This window comes from Frankia sp. Mgl5 (assembly GCF_023242985.1).
Classification (GTDB): Bacteria; Actinomycetota; Actinomycetes; order Frankiales; family Frankiaceae; genus Parafrankia; species Parafrankia soli.
This window is the reverse complement of record NZ_JALKFY010000824.1, coordinates 1-18,289: the sequence shown is the minus strand read 5'-3', so window position 1 is coordinate 18,289 and position 18,289 is coordinate 1. Positions and strand designations below refer to the sequence as shown.

The following is an 18,289-nucleotide window of genomic DNA, read 5'->3' as shown; positions in this document are numbered from 1 at the left end:
CGAGGTCGCGCCCCCCGTCGACGGTGCGCGGCGGCCCAGCTCACGCTGTCGCGACCGGCACCTCTGGGCGAGCGGCCCTCCTCCGTGAGCGGACCCGGTCGGGGCACGTGCGGCATCCACGCGGCGCCGAGTCCGGGCGGGTGCTGGGCGGCTCGCGGAAATGCCGCGGCCACCTCCGCGAGATCAGCGCACGCTCAGGTCGGCTGGTCCGTCACCGTGACCTGGATCTGCCGGTTGTTCCCGTCGCGGTCGATCCCCAGGGCCACCGTGTCCCCGGGGGCGACCGCCCGCAGCCGCGCGCTGAAGTCCTCCGCGGAGGAGACCGGTTTGCCGTCGAAGGACAGGATCACGTCCCCGGGACGCAGCCCCGCCTTCTGCCCGGGGCTGTTGTCGGTGACGTCCAGGACAAGCGCCCCGCTGTCGACGTCCAGCCCCAGGGCCGCGGCGATCTGGGGCTGGAGGGTGGTGAGCTGGACGCCGACGAAGGCGTGCCGCACCTTGCCGGTAGCGAGGAGCTGTCGGACCGCGTCGACCACCGTCACCGACGGGATGGCGAATCCGAGGGAGACGGCGCCGCTCTGCGGCGGCACGTACGCCTCGCTGATGCCGACCACGCGTCCCTGACCGTCCAACAGCGCCCCGCCGGAGTTGCCCGGGGAGATCGCGGCATCCGTCTGGATCAGGTCGACCGCCGGGCTGCCCCCGCCACCGCCGGAGGTGGGCAGGATGCGGTTGAGCCCCGAAATGATACCGGCGGTCACGCTGTTCTCCAGCCCCAGCGGGCTGCCGATGACGACGGCCAGCTCGCCGACCCGCGGGAGCTGCTGGCGGAATGTCGCCGTCGGCAGTCTGGTCCGATCGACCCGGACCACCGCGATGTCGCTGATCTTGTCCGCGGCCTGGACGTCCCCGGCCATCCGCCGGCCGTCGGCGAACGCCACCTGCACCGACCCGTTCGAGGCCGACGCGACGACGTGCTGGTTGGTGACGATCATGCCGTCCTGCCGGTAGACGACGCCGCTGCCCAGCTCCGACCCGGCGATGATCGTGACGACCGACGGCTCCACCCGGGACACGATGTCGGGAACGTCCACCGATCCCGCCGCGACCGCCCCGGACGCCGCCCTGGCCTGTCCCGACGTGCCTGCCATCAGGAACGAGATCAGCGCGAGCAGGCAGACGAGCAGTTCCGCTGCCCGGCCATGTCTGGCGTGCGGTCCGAATCCCATCGCTGCCCCCGTCCGTCGCTCCTTGTGCGCTTCCGTCGGCGCCCCGGACCAGACAGAGATGCCCGGTCCAGCCCCGGTTCGCACACCAGCGGCGAACGGATGGTCACGCGGCCAGGGACTGCGATCAGCGTCCGTCGCGGCTTCCGCCCCGAGCCGCTCTCCCTGGTCGAGGAGAAGAACGAACGGCCTGGCGAACGCGTGTCGCTGTCGGTGACCGCCGGCCACGCTTGGTGAGATCTGGCCCGTGCGGGCTGTCGTCGATTGCCGACCGGGACGTCGCCGGCCGCGGCTCGGTGTGGTGATGTTCGCGGCCGCTGCGGCGGTTGCGGGGTTGTGCGGTGCGTTCACAGCCTGCGGAGCCGCCCGGCCATCCGGTGCGGATGCCGGTGGCGGTCTGGACGTGCGCGCGGAGAACGCGAAGCTGCCGGGAGACTGCGGGCTCGCGCGGCTGGGAACCGCCCACCAGGTCGAGGGCTGGTCTGACCGGACCAGCGTCGCGCCCGGCGAGCCGGTGCGGCTGTTCTCGTCGACCACGGCGCAGACGCTCACGGTGTCGGTCTTCCGGGTCGGCTGGTACGACGGTCACGGGTGCCGGCTGGTCGAGCATCGGGGCCCGTTGCCGGGCGTCCGGCAGCCGGTGCCGGGCCCGGCACCGGGAACGAACACGATCGCCACGTCATGGCGGCCGACGACGACGTTCGCGACGTCGTCCTGGCCGGCGGGCGACTACCTGATCCGACTGGACGACGCCGACGGCTGGCAGGCCTACGTCCCGCTGACCGTCCGCGGCCCGGCGCAGCCGGGCCGGATCGTGATCCTCAACGCGGTCACCACCTGGCAGGCCTACAACGCCTGGGGAGGCTACAGCCTCTACCACGGACCGTCCGGGCAGTTCACCGACCGTGCCAGGGTGGTCTCCTTCGACCGGCCCTACGACTTCGGGGACGGCGCCGCGGACTTCACCGGCAACGAGCAGCCGCTGGTGATGCTCGCCGAGCGGCTGGGCCTGCCCGTCCGGTACGCGACGGACATCGACCTGCACGCCGACCCGCACCTGCTCGACGGGGCCCGCGCGGTGATCTCCCTGGGTCATGACGAGTACTACAGCCGGGAGATGCGCGCGGCGCTGACGGCGGCACGCGACCGCGGGGTGAACATCGCGTTCCTCGGCGCGAACGCGGTGTACCGCCGTATCCGCCTGTCGGCGTCGCCAACCGGGCCGAACCGGACCCAGGCCGGATACAAGATCGCCGCCGAGGACCCGCTGTACGGGGTCGACAACTCACGGATCACCGCCAACTGGCCCTCCCCACCGAACGCCGACCCGGAGAGCTCACTGACCGGCGGCATGTACCAGTGCAATCCGGCCCACGCGGACATGACGGTGTGGAACCCCCGGCACTGGCTCCTGGCCGGCACCGGCACCGCGGCCGGCGACCGCATCCCCGGGATGATCGGGCCCGAGTACGACCGGGTCGACGCATCGGTGCCAACCCCCGGCCAGATCGAGGTGCTCGGTCACTCGCCGGTGACCTGCCGGGACGATCCCGACTTCGCCGACGTCACCTACTACACGGCGCCCTCCGGTGCCGGTGTCTTCGACGCCGGCACCAGCGCCTGGGTGTGCGCCCTCAACGACGTCTGCGGTCCCGGCGTCCACGGCCCGGCGCCCCGGGCCTTCACCACCCAGGTCACGACGAACCTGCTCCGGGCCTTCGCCGCCGGCACCGCCGGGCGGGCGCACCCGGCGGCCCGCGCCGTGCCGACCGACTACCGCGAGAAGGCCGACGGGGTCGAACGCTGAGCGCCGCGCACGCCGTGCTGCTCGTGCCCGGATCGGCGCAGGCGACATCCCGTCGGCGACCACCCGCCGAAGCGCAGGCGGGCCGGAACAATCAGCCGGCCTTCGCTGAAGTCCGCGTGGACGCGGTACGGGGCCGCCCCCGGGGCGCCGCTACTGGTACCCCCGGATCTCGCGGAACGCCTCGGGCAGCGACGACGACCGCGCGTCGAACATCTCGCCGCCGGTCCACTGCGCGATGTCGCGCATCTCCTCGACCCGGGCGTCGCCGAACACCACGGTGAACGTCCGCACCGCCCGTGCCGCCCCGGGCAGGGCCGTATAGGAGGAGCGGAAGGCGTCCGCGTCGACCCCCTGGTTGTTCTCCCCGTCGGTCATCAGCACGATCGAGGTCAGGAAGTCCGGTTCGCGGCGCACCGCGGTCTCGGCGTAGGAGTAGGCCGAGGTCATCGCGGTGTAGATCGCCGTGCCGGAGCCCAGGGCCAGCCCGTCGGCCGCGGCGGAGATCGCCGTCAGGCCGGCCGAACCCGGCTCGGGGTCGTCGACGGTGAACTCGAGGGTGTCGTGCACGGCGCCGCTGAACGTGATCAGGGTGACGCGTTCGCGGCCGCGGAACCGGGTGAACCGCCCGGAGAGGCTGTCGTCCGTCCCGGCGAGCCCCTTGAGGGTGGTGCGCAGCAGCGCCAGTCGTTCGCCCTCCATGGACGGTGAGACGTCCAGGACGAAGATCGCGTGGCTGGGGCGGCGGTACTCGTCCAGGTAGGAGCTCAGCAGGTGGTCGGCGACGGCGCGGGTCGCCGGGAACGGCAGCTCGGCGGGAAGGTCACGCACCGGCCACGGGGCCGGGTCGACGCGTACTCCCGGTGTCACGGGGCGGCGGTGGGTCAGCGCGGTGATGCGCCGCTGTATCTCCGGCGTGCGCAGCCAGCCGGCCAGCCGCTCGTACTCGGTGCGCCGCTCGCCGCGCAGCAGCTGCAGCGGGTAGTCGGCGGTGATGATCCCGTCCCGTGGGTAGACGAGGGTGAGCGGCGTCGAGCGCAGCCGGCCGGCGTTCAGTGTCAGCAGCTCCGACTCGTAGTTGATCATTCCCCCGATCTGGCTCCCGGCCTGTGCGCCGGTGGTCGCGAAGGCGTCCGTCAGCCAGGCGGAGCTGCCGGCGGTGAGCACCTGGCCGCCGAAGAACGCGGTGAGCTCCGCCGGGCGGATGTCGTCCAGGGTCAGCGCGTCGGACGTGCCGGCGAGCGCGGCGGCGACGCCGACGAGGGCGGAGAAGCCCGAGTTCGACGCCGACGGGTTCGTCATCGCGTAGGTCAGCTCGCCCGACGAGACCCTGGCGGCGACGTCGGCCCAGGTGACGGACTGGTTCCCGACCCAGCCGAAGCGGCGCGCCAGCTCGGGGCGCACGCCGATGACCACCGGGGACATCATCGTCGTCGTGCGGTCGATGACCGCGTTCCTGCCCTCGGGGGCCAGCCGCAGGTACCGGTCGGAGGCGAACCAGGCCGCGTCGACCGCCGGGTCGCGCGCGGCGATCCGGTCGACGCCGTCAAGGGTTCCGGTGTACTCCATCGTGACCTCGATGCCGGTCTGCTCGTTGAACTCGTCGAGCAGCGGTTCGAGATCGCGCAGCTCCGAGCCCGCGAGCACCCGCAGCGCCCCGGGGGCGCCGCCGGGACGTCCCGGCGGTGGGTCACCGCCGTCACCGCCATCCGAGCAGGCGGTGGCGATCGTCCCGGCCACGAGCAGTGCGGCCAGCCCGGCTGCGGCCCGCCGGATGATCCGGCCCCGCTGGATCATCCGGCCCCCTCCTCGTACCGGGCCTCGATGCGGTCGATCATGCGTTCGGAGATCTCCTGACTGGGTGGCTCGACGACGTCGACGAGCTCGGCGGGGCCGGTCGCCGCGCTCGAGGCACGCTGTTCGCGCTCCGCGCCGGCGGCGGCGGGGTCGCTCGGCCGGAACCCGTGCCGGACGGCCAGCCGGGTCAGCTCGGGGTCGGTGGCGAGCAGCGTCCCGACCGCGTTCCCGGCGTCGGTGAGCGGGACGACCGTGTGCCGGGCGTAGATCGTCGGGGTGGGATAGAGAAGACGCATGTCCGGGGTGATCGAGCCGTCCGCGGCCCGGACCCGTTCCAGGAACTGCGCCTCGTAGATCATCACGAGCGGGGCCTTGCCCATCCCGATGGAGAGGAAGTCGTCGAACGGCTCGGCGGTCGTCGCGTCCAGGTAGCCCTGGCGCAGGAACAGGCCGGCGGCGAGATCCGCCATCCGGTCGGCGGTGCGCGCGTCGGTGACGACCTCGTCGCCGTTCGCGACGTAGGAGACGAGTGCGAGGTAGAGCGCGGCCGAGTTCGACGTGCGGACGTCCGTCGACCCGATGAGCACCGAGCGGTCCGTCCGGTAGACGGCGTCGGCGCCCGGCAGGTCGGACCAGCGGGTTCCCGCGGCCACCAGATCCAGGTAGGCGCGCATGTCGAAGTAGGACGTGCCGCCTTCGGCCCGCACCACCCCGGCGCGGGTCAGCAGGTCGGCGATCGGCCGGAACGTCGCGATCGCCATCGGCGAGGAGAACGGCATGCTGGACCGGGTGACGCCGTGGTCGCGGCGGATGCGGTCGGCCTGCGGGGTGTTGGCGGGGAAGACGAGGTCGTAGCCGGTCAGGTCCCGGTTGGTGGCGATGTCCCGGCTGCCGGCGACGTCGACCTCGAGCCGGTACCCGGCGTCGGCGAGAGCCTTGGTGACGTCGGGATCGTTCAGGAATGACCGCTTCTCCGATCCCACCAGGGCACGGACGGTGGTGAGCTCGCCGCCGGACCCGCCGAGCCGCGGCACGACGGCGAGCACGACGACCCCCGCCAGCAGTAGCAGCACGGCGAGCGCGATTCCGAGAACGCGGGCCGGGCGCACGGGGTGATCGTCACGGATCGGGCGCACGGGGTGATCGTCACGGATCAGGCGGCGCGGCCGTGTCGTTCGTGCGACATGGCACCGGGAGTTCACCAGAATGTCGCCCTCGCGTGGCCTGACCCACCCCGATGGTTCGCGGGCTGGACCGGAGTTCGACCACGCCGGTCAATGTTCGATCTATGCCGCCGTTCGCGGTGATTGCTTCGCTGAGTGCACGCGCCGTCGGCGAGAGCCGCCGCCGCCGCGTTGGAGGATCTGTGGCGTCTCGCGGGGTGGATCTCCCCGGCCCGGACGGGCCCGGCACGAGCACTGGGACAGGCACGAGCGCTGGGACAGGCACGAGCGCTGGGACGGGCACGAGCGCCGGGAACGGCCGGCGCGGCGTGGGCCGGCGTGGTCTCATCGCCGGGCTCGCCGCCGCGCCGCTGGTCGCGGCCGCGGCGCCGGCCGCGTCAGCGGCGGCGGTGGCGGTGGCCGCGCCGGCGGCGGCACCGTCCGCGGCGGCTCAGGGCCGGGGAAACCGGATCCTGGTGATCGGGCACCGCGGCGCCTCGGGCTACCGGCCCGAGCACACCCTGGCCTCCTACGAGCTCGCCGCCCGCCTGGGCGCCGACTTCGTCGAGCCGGACCTCGTCGCGACGAAGGACGGCCAGCTCGTCTGCCGGCACGAGCCGGAGATCGGCGGCACGACGAACGTCGCCGACCGCCCCGAGTTCGCCGCCCGCAAGGCCACGAAGACGCTCGACGGCATCCCGGTCACCGGCTGGTTCACCGAGGACTTCACGCTCGCCGAGCTCAAGACGCTGCGGGCCAAGGAGCGGTTGCCGGAGATCCGGCAGGAGAACACGATGTACGACGGGCGGTTCGAGATCCCCACCCTCATCGAGGTTCTCGACCTGCGTAAGCGGCTCTCGGCGGAGCTCGGCCGCGAGATCGGTGTCTACCCGGAGACCAAGCACCCCACCTACTTCCAGAAGGCCGGTCTCCCGCTGGAGAAGCGGCTGCTGGACCTGCTGAACCGCTACGGCCTGAACACGCGCAACGCTCCGGTGTTCGTCCAGTCCTTCGAGACGACGAACCTGGGGGAGCTGCGCCGCCTCGGGCTGCGGACGTCCGCCGTCCAGCTGCTGAGCGCGAGCGGGGCGCCCTACGACCTCGTCGCCGCCGGTGACCCGCGGACGTACGCCGACCTGGTGACGCCCGCCGGCCTGAAGGCGATCGCGGCCTACGCCAACGGCATCGGGCCGGAGAAGGGCCAGGTCATCCCGGTCGGCACCGACGGGAAACTCGGCGCGCCGACACCGCTCGTCGCGAACGCGCACGCCGCCGGCCTGCTGGTGCACCCGTACACGTTCCGCGCCGAGAACTCGTTCCTGCCGGGGGAGCTGCGGCGGGGCACCAGCCCGAGCGACTTCGGCCGGGGCATCGACGAGCAGGTGACCTACCTGCGAGCGGGCATCGACGGGCTGTTCACCGACCAGGCGGACGTCGGCGTCGTCGCCCGCGCCGAGGCGGCGCGCCGCTGACCACGCACTGACTCCTCCTGCCACCACCGGCCCGCGCGGGCGAATCACCCCGCGCGGGCGAATCACCCCGCGCGGGCGAATCATCTCGCGGGCGAACGACCCCTTCCGCCCACGCGGGTACGGACGAGGCCCGCGTGGGTACTGCTCGTACCGGCACACGCAGCGGTACGTGACGGTTCCTTTGGACGACGGGGCGGGTCGGTCGATGACCCGGTGCCCGTCGGGTGGTCAACCGGCAGGGGGTGACCGGTATGGAAGTGATCGGCGGCGCGGTCCCGGAAGCGGTGGGCGGCGAGGTGGCGATCACGGGAGGTACCGGCTTCCTCGGCGTGCGCCTCGTCCGCGAGCTGCTCGATCGGGGGCGCCGGCTGATCCTGCTCGCGCACGCCGGCTCGCCTGACGCGCTCGACCGGGTCCGGCGCTTCCTCGCCGCGACCGGCGCCGGCCCGGCGCTGCTCGCCGACCTCCCGCGCCGGATCCGGGTCGTCGAGGTCGACGTCGCGCAGCCCGCGCTCGGACTCGACGCCCGGGCGTTCCGCGAGCTGGCCGAGGACGTCCACGCGGTGTGGCACAGCGCGGCGGACACCGCGCTCGCCGGCGATCCCGGCCAGTTGCACCGCGCCAACGTCGACGGCACCCGGCACGTGCTGGACCTGGTCACCGCCGGCCCGCACCGCCCGTCGCTGTTCCACGTCAGCACCGCCTTCGTGGCCGGTGCGCGGTCCGCCCGGGTCGTCTACGAGGACGACCTGGACGCGTCGGAGGGCTTCGAGAACGCCTACGAGCGGTCGAAGCACGACGGCGAGGTCCTCGTGCGGGAGTGGGCGGCCCGGCACGGCCGGCCGGCGGTGGTGTTCCGCCCGAGCCTGCTGCTCACCGACCTCCCGCCGAGCCCCGATCTCCCGCCGCACACCCTGGACGTGGTCGCGCGGGCCGTCATGATGATCGTCTCGATGGCCGCCGAGGTCACGCTCACCCCCGAGGAGCTGGACGGCGCCCCGCGCCCGACCGTGCGGGTGGTCGGTGACCCGCTGGCGCGGCTCAACGTGATGGCGGTGGAGGACGCGGCCCGTGACATGGTGCGGATCGCCGACCACGCGCAGCCCGCCGCCGTCGCGCAGCCCGCCGCCGTCGCGACCTACCACATCGTCGGCGACACCGAGGTCACGCTGCCGGAGATCATCGACCTGTTCGAGGGCTTCTTCCCAGCGCACCTGGTCGCCGTCCCGGAGCCGCCCGCGGACCAGACGCGCGTCGAGCGGATGGTCGACCTGCTGCCCGGTTTCTCCTCCTATCTGCGGCACCGGCACACCTTCGACGACACCCGGGCCCGCACCGTCCTGGGCGAGCGCCCGTGTGGGCGTCGGATCGACCGCGACTACCTGCTCGCCGCCCTCGGTGTCGGTGACCTGATCGAGCCCGAGCTGGCCGACGCCCGGCCGTCCACCGCGACCGGCGACGGGCTCGAGGCACTGGACCGGGCCCGTCGGGAACGCGAGCGGCGGTCCGTCCGCGAGCCGGTCACGAGGACGTCCCGATGACCGCCGTCCCGATGACCGTGGTCGCGCCGGCCGAGGCCGAGCTGGTCTGGATCCCGGGCCCGTACCCGGCCGCGTTCGACCGGCCGGGGCTGCTCGCCTGCGCCCGCCAGATCCGGCAGCCCGTGCACGTGCTGTCGGTGCCGGGCCGCGGGCTCGGCGCCGGGCTGGGTGGCCAGGTCGCCGGCGGGGGACCGGCCACGTCCACGGTCGTCGGGATGCTGCCGCCGGTGTACCCGGAGTGGCTCGGTGACCGGGCGTTCACCCGGGCGCACCAGGTCCGCTTCCCCTACATCGCGGGCGAGATGGCGACCGGCATCGCCACCACCGACCTGGTGATCGCCATGGCGCGGGCGGGCATGCTCGGCTTCTTCGGTTCCGGCGGCCTGCCCCTCGGCCGGGTCGAGCAGGCGGTGACCACCCTGGCCCGCGCGCTCGGCGGCCGTCCCAACTGGGGTGTCAACCTGCTGCACTCCCCGGGCGACGCACGCCTGGAGAACGGCACCGCCGAGATGCTGCTGCGCCACGGCGTCCCGTGCGTGTCGGCGTCGGCGTTCATGACCCTCACCCCGGCGGTGGTGCGGTGCGCGGCGGCCGGGCTGCGGCGCGCGCCCGACGGCGGCGTCGTGCGCCGGACGAGGGTCTTCGCGAAGATCTCCCGCCCGGAGGTCGCCGAGCTGTTCATGTCGCCGCCGCCCGCCCCGCTGCTGCGTGCCCTGGTGGACGCCGGCCAGCTCAGCGCCGAGGAGGCCGAGCTCGCGGCCGGGCTGCCCGTTGCCGAGGACATCACCGTCGAGGCCGACAGCGCCGGGCACACCGACAGACGTCCGCTGGCCGTGCTGCTGCCGGCGGTGCAGGCCGCGCGGGACAGGGTGGTCGAGCGGTTCGGGCTGCGCACCGCCCCCCGGATCGGCGCGGCCGGTGGCCTGGGCACGCCGCGGGGCGTCGCGGGGGCGTTCGCGCTCGGCGCCGCCTACGTGTTGACCGGGTCGGTCAATCAGCTCAGCGTCGAGTCGGGGCAGTCCGACGACGCCAAGGCGATGCTGGCCGGCGCGGACATCGCCGACGTGGCGATGGCGCCCGCGGCCGACATGTTCGAGCTCGGGGCGAAGGTACAGGTCCTGCACCGGGGCACCATGTTCGCCAACCGGGCGGGCACCCTCTACGAGGCGTACCGCCGGCATGCGGGCCTCGACGACATCGTCGGCGCCGAGCGGGCGAAGCTCGAACGGGACGTCTTCGGCATGGCGCTGGACGACGTCTGGCGGTGCACGGCCGAGTACTGGCAGACCCGCGACCCCGGCCAGGTCGACCGCGCGCGGCGCGACCCCAAACACCGGATGGCGCTGGTGTTCCGCTGGTACCTGGGCAACTCGGGCCGGTGGGCGCTGGCCGGGGACGGCAGCCGGCGCACCGACTACCAGATCTGGTGCGGCCCGGCGATGGGGGCGTTCAACCGCTGGGTCGCCGGCAGCTTCCTCGCCGAGCCCGCCAACCGCACGGTCGTGCAGATCGCGCTGAACCTGCTGGAAGGCGCCGCGGTGGTGACCCGGGCCCACCAGTTCCGCACCTGCGGGCTGCCGGTGGGCGAGCCGGTGTTCCCGCCGCGGCGCCTCGCGCCCGAGCCCAGCTGAGCCTCGCGCCCGCGACGAGAGGAGCACACCAGACATGACAACCATCACCGCGGCGCGGACGTCGCCGCAGGTGCCTGTGGCCGTCGTCGGCGTCGGCGCGATCATGCCGGGCTCGACCGACGCGCCCGGGTTCTGGGACTCGATCCTGCGCGGCGAGGACCTGATCACCGACGTCCCGCGCTCCCACTGGCTCCCCGAGGACTACTTCGACCCCGATCCGTCCGTGCTCGACAAGACCTACGTGCGCCGCGGCTCCTTCCTGCCGCTCGTCGACTTCGACCCGACCGAGTTCGGCATCCCGCCGAGCATCATCCCCGCCACCGACACCGCCCAGCTGTTCGCGCTCAAGGTGGCCGACCAGACGCTGCGCGACGCCCTCGGCGACCGCTACGAGCAGGCGGACCGCGGCCGGTTCGGGATCATCCTCGGCAGCGGCAACCTCGAGCTCCTCAGCGAGATCTACATCCGGCTCGGCCGGCCGATGTGGTACCGCTCGCTGCGCGACCTCGGCTTCTCCCACCCGGACGCGGACCACATCTGCGACTACATGATGAAGGACTATCCGCGCTGGCAGGAGGCGACGCTGCCCGGCGGCCTGGGCAACATCGTCGCCGGGCGGGTCGCCAACCGGCTCGACCTGCACGGCGTGAACTACACGGTGGACGCCGCCTGCGCCAGTTCGCTCGCGGCCGTCTCCGCCGCGGTCAACGAGCTCGCCCTCGGCCGCGCCGACATGATCATTTCGGGTGGCGTCGACGCCCTGAACAACCCGTGCACCTTCGTCAGCTTCTGCCGGACGCCCGCGCTCTCGCCCACCCAGGACTGCCGTCCCTTCGCCGCTGACGCCGACGGCACGCTGCTCGGCGAAGGCGTGGCGATGGTCGCGCTCAAGCGGCTCGCCGACGCCCAGCGCGACGGCGACCGGATCTACGCGGTGATCAGGGGCATCGGCGCGTCCTCGGACGGCCACGGCTCCGCGATCTACGCACCGACACCGGGCGGCCAGATCCGCGCGCTGCACGCCTCCTACCTCGACGCCGGCTACAGCCCCGCGACCGTCGAGCTCCTCGAGGCGCACGGCACGGGCACCGTCGTCGGCGACCGCACGGAGGTCACCGCGCTGACCGAGGTCTTCGGGGACGCCCGCCGCGGCGACCACCGCTGGTGCGCGCTCGGCTCGGTGAAATCGCAGGTCGGGCACACCAAGTCGGCGGCCGGCGCGGCCGGCCTGCTCAAGGCGGTCCTCGCGCTGCACCACCACGCCCTGCCCCCGACGATCAAGGTGACCGAGCCGAACCCGGACCTGGGCCTGGAGACCAGCCCGTTCTACCTGAACACGGTGGGACGTCCGTGGGCCGAGCCCGCGGATCATCCGCGCCGGGCTTCGGTCTCCAGCTTCGGGTTCGGTGGGATCAACTTCCACATCGCGCTGGAGGAGGCCCCGCACTCCCCGGCCCCGGTGATGGCCGGCTCGCCGCCGGCCGCCGGGGCACTGACGCGGTCCGTCGCGACCGGGTCCGTCTCGACCGGGTCCGTCTCGACCGGTGCGGCGCTGAACGGCGCCGGGCCCGTCGAGGCGGCCGGACCGGCGGCGGCGGGCAGCGAGCTGGTGCTGTTCAGCGGTGCGACCGCGCAGGAGATCCTCGACGCGCTGCGCTCGGTCGACCTGCCCGACGAGGACGACCGGTCCCTCGACTCCGGCCGCACGGCGGCGCTCGCCTGGGCCAGCCAGCACCGCTTCGACCCCGGTCAGCCGGTCCGGCTCGCCGTCGCGGCCGCCGGCACCAGGCAGCTCGCGGCTCGGCTCGACCAGGCGGCCGCCCTGGTGGCGCGGCGCCCGGACGAGTCGTTCACGAATCCCGTCGGCGTCCACTACCAGGTCGACGCGGGCCGGCCCGCCGACGACGCCGGCGACCGGCTGGCGTTCCTCTTCCCCGGGCAGGGCAGCCAGTATCTCGGGATGGGCCGGGACCTGGCACTACGCCATCCCGCCGCCCGCCGGGTGTGGGACCGCTTCGGCGTCCTGCGGCTCGGTGACGGCGCTGCCGCCGGGGGCGCTGCCGCCGGAGGCACCGTCGCCGACATGGTGTTCCCACCGCCGGTGTTCAGCGAGGCGGAGCAGGCCGCCCAGCGCGACGCGCTCACCGCGTCCGAATGGGCGCAGCCGGCACTCGCGGTGCACGAGCTCGCGCTGCTCGCGGCCCTCACCGACGTCGGCGTACGGCCCCGCGCCGCCGCCGGGCACAGCTTCGGCGAGCTGGCCGCGCTGTGCGCCGCCGGCGTTCTGGACGCCACGTCCCTGGTCGCGCTCGCGCGCCGCCGGGGCGAGCTCGTCCGCGACGCCGCAGCCACGGCACCCGGCGGAATGCTCGCCGCTGTGGCAACGCCCACCGAGGTCACAGCTGCCCTAGGCGCACCCGGGGCCGAGCCCGGGGCCGGGGAGGCAGCCCAGGGTGAGCTGGGCCGGGACGTCTGGATGACCAATCTGAACGCGCCGCGTCAGGTCGTCCTCTCCGGCACGGCGGACGGCGTGGTGGCCGCCGCCCGGCGGCTGGCGGCCGCCGGGATCACCACCCGCCGCCTCGACACCGCCGCCGGCTTCCACAGTCCCCTGCTCGACGGCGCGCGGGACCCGCTGCGCCGCTTCGTCGACGACCTCGAGATCCGGGCCCCCCGGTTCGGCGTCTACGCCGGCGCCGATGGACGTCCCTACCCGAGCGACCCGTGGGCCGTCCGCGAGCGCATCATCGACCAGCTCACCACCCCGGTCCGGTTCGTCGACCAGATCGAGGCCATGTACGCCGACGGCATCCGGACGTTCGTCGAGGTCGGCCCCGGCGGCACGCTCACCGGCCTGGTCGACCAGATCCTCGACGGCCGGGAGCACGCGGCGACCAGCCTGGAACGCCACGGCCAGGACGGCGACGCGACGCTGATGTCGGCGCTGGGACGGCTGGCCGTCCTGGGCCTGGATCTCGACCTCGACCGCCTCTGGGCGGCCCGGGGCGCACCCGAGCGACGGGAGCCGGTGATGACCGTGAAGATCGACGGGTCGAACTACGGGCGCTACTACCCGTCGCCCGAGCTGCTGGCCACCCCGGCCGTCCAGGAGACGTCCGGGGACGCCCGCTCGTCCAACGGCTTCGTCTGGAACGAGCCCGGCACCGAGCCCCCGAACGTCCGTTCCAACGGGCACGTGACCTCCGCCGCTCCGGCACCGGCGACCGAGCCCGCGCCGCCGACGGTTGAGACCGGGCTGGCGGCCGAGACCGGGCCGACCGGGGTGCACCCGGAGGCGGACGCCAGGGCCGGGGCCGGGGTCGATCCCGGGGCTGTGAACGGTGCGGACACCGCGGGCCGGAGTGCGGCGGGTGGGGGAGCGGAGGTTGCCGAGGCAATGGCGCCACCCGATGGCGACACGCCCGGAGTGATGAGTGCGGCCCCCTTCCCGAGTCCGGCACCGGCACCGGAGTCGGCACCGCCACCGCCACCGGCACTGGGTCCGGGTCCGACACCGGGCCCGACATCGGCACTGGGATCGGCGGCTCCGCCGGCCCTGGCCGCCGGTCCGGGGGAGCAGCCCCCGCTCCGGCTGGCGCCCGGGTGGCCGGAGGCGGTCGAGCAGACCCACCGGCAGACCGCGGCGGCCCACACCGCCTACCAGCAGCTCATGACCGAGGCGCACCTGGAGTTTCTGCGCGTGACCGGCGCGGTGTGCTCCTGGCTGGCCGGCGCACCGCCCACCGACGGCCCCCACAGCCAGCCGCGGGTCGTGGACGGCGTGAGCTTCGGACCGGCCGAGTCCTCCGCGCCGCACACTGTCGCGCCACCCTCTGCCGCGCCGCGCGGCCCCTCCACGGCCGCCGCCTTCGCCGTCACGGCTCCGCCGCCCACGCCGGCTCCGCCGCCCATGCCGACACCGCCGCCAGCACCGGCCACGCCGGCGCCGGCGGAGACAGGGGGCTGGGCTACGGCCGTACCGCCGACCCCGACCGCGGGCGGGCCGGCACCGACGGTGCCGGCGGAACCGGCACTCGCCACGCCCGCACCGACTGGCGGTCCTGCACCGGCGGAACCGGCAGGTGCCGCCCCGACCGCACCGGCTACTGGGCCTGGGCCCGCGGCGGAACCCGAGGGCGGGCCGGCGCCGGCCGGGATGACCCCGGAGGAGGTGACGGACCTTCTGTTCGACGTGGTCTCGGAGCGCACGGGCTACCCGAAGGAAGTCCTCAACATCGACATGGAGCTCGAGGGCGATCTCGGCATCGACTCGCTCAAGAAGGTCGAGATCCTCTCCGCGCTGCGTCAGCAGGTCGGCGACGTCGCGGTCGACGTCAGCGAGACCGACGCGATCGCCGAACTCGCCTCACTGCGCACCCTCGGCGAGGTCGTGGAGCTGATCCGGCAGCGCCTGGGCTCACCGGGCAGCGGCGACACACCCGGCGCCGACCCGGAGTCACCCGCCGACCCGGAGCCACCCGGCACCGGCCCCGCCTCGCCGGGCGCCGATCCCGGCTCGCCCGGCGCGGGCCCGGACTCATCTGGCGCTGGCCCCGAGCTGGCCACCGCCGCCCCCGGGACGGCCGGTGGTGCCCCCTTTCGCCTGAGCAGGTTCGTCGCCGGCCTCGAGAAGGCGCCGGCACCCGGCCTGGCCATGCGCGGGCTGCGCGGGCGTCCACTGACGGTCGTCGACGGCGGCAGCGGGGTCGGCGCGGCCCTGGTGGACGAGCTCACCCGAGCGGGCGTCGCCGCGGAGCTCGCGGTCGGCAGGCGGCCCGCGGCCGTTCTCACCCGCGACCGCGGCGGCGTGGTCCTGCTCGGCGGCCTGGCCGGCCCGGACACCGCCGCCACCGACGGATCTCCCACCGGCGCCATGCTTGAGGTCCAGCGGGACGCCTTCAACTGGGCCCGCGCCGTCGCGGGCTCCGGCCTCACCGAGGACGCCGACCCGGGCGGCCGAAGCTCGGCCGTGTTCGTCACGGTGCAGGACACCGGCGGTGATCTCGGGCTCGGCGGGGCGCGTGGCGACCGGGCGTGGCTGGGCGGCCTGGCCGCGCTCGCCGCCACCGCGGCCGCCGAGTGGCCGTCGGTCGCGGTGAAGGCCCTCGACTGCGAGCGTGCGGGGCGGTCGCCGGCGGCGGTCGCCGCCGTCGTCGTCGCCGAACTGCTCCGCGGCGGCGACACGCCCGTCGTGGCACTGCGCGGCGACGGGACGCGCCTGGTACCGGTCGTGCTCCCCGCGGACGCGGCCCGGCCGGCTGGCGGGGCCGGCCCGCGGACCGGATCGGCCACCGCGTCGCGGCCCGCGGACGCCGCGCGCACGGAGCTGGAGATCGGCCCGGAGACGGTGATCACCGTCACCGGCGGGGCCCGCGGGGTGACGGCCGCCGGCGTCGTCGAGCTGGCGCGCCGGCACCGGCCCAGGCTCGTCCTGCTGGGCCGGACGGCGCTGGCCGACGAGCCGCCGGGGCTGGCGGGGGCGCGCGACGAACGGGCACTTGTCCGCGAGCTGGCCCGGGTGTCGGGCACCGCGGGCGGCCCGGCGCGGCTGCGGGCGCGGGCCCGCGAGATCCTCGCGGTCCGGGAGGTCCGGGCCACGCTCGCGGCGCTGGCCGAGATCGGCGCGCCCGTCCGCTACCACTGCCTGGATGTCCGCGACGCGGGCGCCGTCGCGGCCGCGTTCGACGAGGTGCGGCGCGAGTGGGGTCCCGTGCACGGGCTCGTCCACGGCGCCGGGGCGCTCGCGGACAGGCTGATCGTCGACAAGACGGACGACGACTTCGCCCAGGTCTTCGACACCAAGGTCGGTGGGCTGCGCGTCCTGCTCGAGGAGCTCGCCGGCGACCCGCTGCGGCTGCTCTGCCTGTTCACCTCGGTCGCCGGCTGGTTCGGCAACCCGGGCCAGAGCGACTACGCGATGGCCAACGCGACCCTCGACCACGTGGCCTCGGCGTACCAGGCCGCTCATCCCGACTGCCTGGTGCGGTCGATCGCCTGGGGACCGTGGGCCGGCGGCATGGTCGGCTCCCTGCTCGCCGAGGCGTTCACCCGGCGCGGCATCCCGCCGATCCCGTTGCCCCGCGGGGCACAGGCGTTCGCCGACGAGCTGACGGGCGCACCGGACGGCGCTCCCGCCACGGCCGCCGGGTCCACTCGCGTCATGATCGCCAGCTGTGACGCGAGCGTGATCGGCGGGGCCGGGCGGGGCCCGGCCGCGGGCGTCCTCGGTGAGCTCGCGGTGCACGCCGGCGCGCAGCCCTGGCTCGTCGACCACAGCCCGGCCGGGACGGCTGTCCTCCCGCTGGCGATGGCGCTCGACTGGCTGGCCCGCGGCGCGCTCGCGCTGAGCCCCGCCGTCGCCGGCGGCGTGACACTGCGGGACCTGCGGGTCCTGCGCAAGATCGCGCTACCCGAGCTGGCCCGCGGCGGCCACCGGTTCGCCGTCGTCGCGGCGCCCGGCCGCCAGCCGGGAGAGACCCTGCTCCGGGTGGACGGCGAGGGCGGCGTGCCGCACTACTCCGCCAGGTTCGGGCCCGACCAGTCGCCGCCGGTGTCCGCCGGGCGGTGGCCGACACCCGCCGGCCTGGTGGACCATCCCGAGGAGTCTGCGCGCCACCGCGACCGCATCTACGGCCAGGGCGCGCTCTTCCACGGCCCGCGTTTCCACGCCATCACCTGGCTGATGGGCATGTCGCCCGACGGCGCCGAGGGGACCGTGGTCGGCGTCGACGAGCTGGCGTGGGGCGGCGACGGCTGGTACTTCGACGTCGCCGCGCTCGACGGCGGGATGCAGCTCGCCGGCCTCTGGGCGTGGCGGGCGCTCGGCGGCGCCATTCCCATCGCCGTGCGCGAGTGCCGGATCCACCGGCCCGGCCTGCTGCGCGAGCCGGCGCGCGGGGTGGTGCACGCCCGCGGGATCGACGGCGTCCACACCCACTGCGACGTCGCGGTCCTCGACGGCGACGGCGCGCCGCGCATCGAGCTGCTCGGCGTCGAGCTGGTCCTGCGCCCCGACCGCATGTCCCGCTCACGCTGACCCCCGACGCCGGCCCGGATCCCGCGCCAGCACAGGCCCCGGGCCGGCGTGCCCACAGAGCCGATGCGAGTGTCGCAGCCACTCCATGCGCTGGTGTCGCAACTTGCTTCGGCGTGGGCTTGAGCACGTAGTCGGTCCGTCGCTCCTTGGGAGGTGGCAAGGACCGGCGGACCGGCGGACCGGCGGCTGGCCGAGGTTGCCGTCGTCGACGCCATGAGCCGCTCGTGGCGGGCCTGTACTGGCTGTCCCGCTGCGGCCGCGCCGGCCACCCGCACGACCGGCCGCCTGAAAAGCGGAAGGTCGGCGGTTCGACCCCGCCCCTGCCCACCGCCTCTGACCAGGCATTTCGCCTCTCCGTTGAGATCAATTCGGCCGCTTGAAGATCGTTATGTAGCAACCCAAAGCGGCGGACGGTCTAGGACATACCCCGCTGACCTGCATAAATGCCAAACCCGACCGTCCGCCGCGACATATCGGGTCGTTGCTACACCGAGGAGCCCCAGCACAACACGGACTCACGGCAGTGGGGCAGGGGCGCGCCTCTGAGGTGAGGATTTCCGGTGTGGGCTGGGTCGGCGGCGGGCGTGGCTGACCGCGCCGGGTGGTCGGGCCCGGCGTC

Annotated in this window: 8 protein-coding genes; 5 read left to right on the top strand and 3 right to left on the bottom strand. The window is 74.5% G+C overall.

The window, feature by feature from the left end; genetic code table 11:
- Positions 1-194: 194 nt before the first annotated feature.
- Positions 195-1,229, bottom strand: a complete 1,035-nt coding sequence (locus tag MXD62_RS32955; protein WP_248833262.1) for a S1C family serine protease — start codon at positions 1,227-1,229, stop codon at positions 195-197.
- A 400-nt stretch (positions 1,230-1,629) separates the two neighbouring features.
- Between MXD62_RS32955 and MXD62_RS32950 the strand changes: the two genes are divergently transcribed.
- The gene (locus MXD62_RS32950; protein WP_248833261.1) at positions 1,630-3,033 is read left to right on the top strand and encodes a N,N-dimethylformamidase beta subunit family domain-containing protein; all 1,404 of its coding nucleotides are present in this window, start codon (positions 1,630-1,632) and stop codon (positions 3,031-3,033) included.
- A gap of 150 nt (positions 3,034-3,183) precedes the next feature.
- Here MXD62_RS32950 and MXD62_RS32945 read toward each other — a convergent pair whose 3' ends face one another.
- Complete coding sequence (locus tag MXD62_RS32945) at positions 3,184-4,827, bottom strand: VWA domain-containing protein (RefSeq protein WP_248833260.1); 1,644 nt, start codon at positions 4,825-4,827, stop codon at positions 3,184-3,186.
- The gene (locus tag MXD62_RS32940) at positions 4,824-5,963 is read right to left on the bottom strand and encodes a hypothetical protein (protein WP_368862483.1); all 1,140 of its coding nucleotides are present in this window, start codon (positions 5,961-5,963) and stop codon (positions 4,824-4,826) included. Before MXD62_RS32940 ends, MXD62_RS32945 begins: the two co-directional genes overlap by 4 nt.
- 356 nt (positions 5,964-6,319) lie before the next feature.
- Between MXD62_RS32940 and MXD62_RS32935 the strand changes: the two genes are divergently transcribed.
- The 4 genes from MXD62_RS32935 to MXD62_RS32920 all read left to right on the top strand — a co-directional run bounded on the left by MXD62_RS32935 (position 6,320) and on the right by MXD62_RS32920 (position 17,670).
- A complete protein-coding gene (locus tag MXD62_RS32935; protein WP_308301365.1) occupies positions 6,320-7,462 on the top strand; it encodes a glycerophosphodiester phosphodiesterase in 1,143 nt (380 codons plus the stop codon).
- Positions 7,463-7,713: 251 nt separating this feature from the next.
- Positions 7,714-9,003, top strand: a complete 1,290-nt coding sequence (locus tag MXD62_RS32930; protein WP_248833258.1) for an SDR family oxidoreductase — start codon at positions 7,714-7,716, stop codon at positions 9,001-9,003.
- An 11-nt stretch (positions 9,004-9,014) separates the two neighbouring features.
- Positions 9,015-10,634 carry a PfaD family polyunsaturated fatty acid/polyketide biosynthesis protein gene (locus MXD62_RS32925; protein WP_368862484.1) on the top strand — a complete coding sequence of 540 codons (1,620 nt, stop codon included), beginning with the start codon at positions 9,015-9,017 and terminating at the stop codon, positions 10,632-10,634.
- A 34-nt stretch (positions 10,635-10,668) separates the two neighbouring features.
- Positions 10,669-17,670 carry a type I polyketide synthase gene (locus tag MXD62_RS32920; protein WP_248833256.1) on the top strand — a complete coding sequence of 2,334 codons (7,002 nt, stop codon included), beginning with the start codon at positions 10,669-10,671 and terminating at the stop codon, positions 17,668-17,670.
- Positions 17,671-18,289 lie beyond the last annotated feature (619 nt).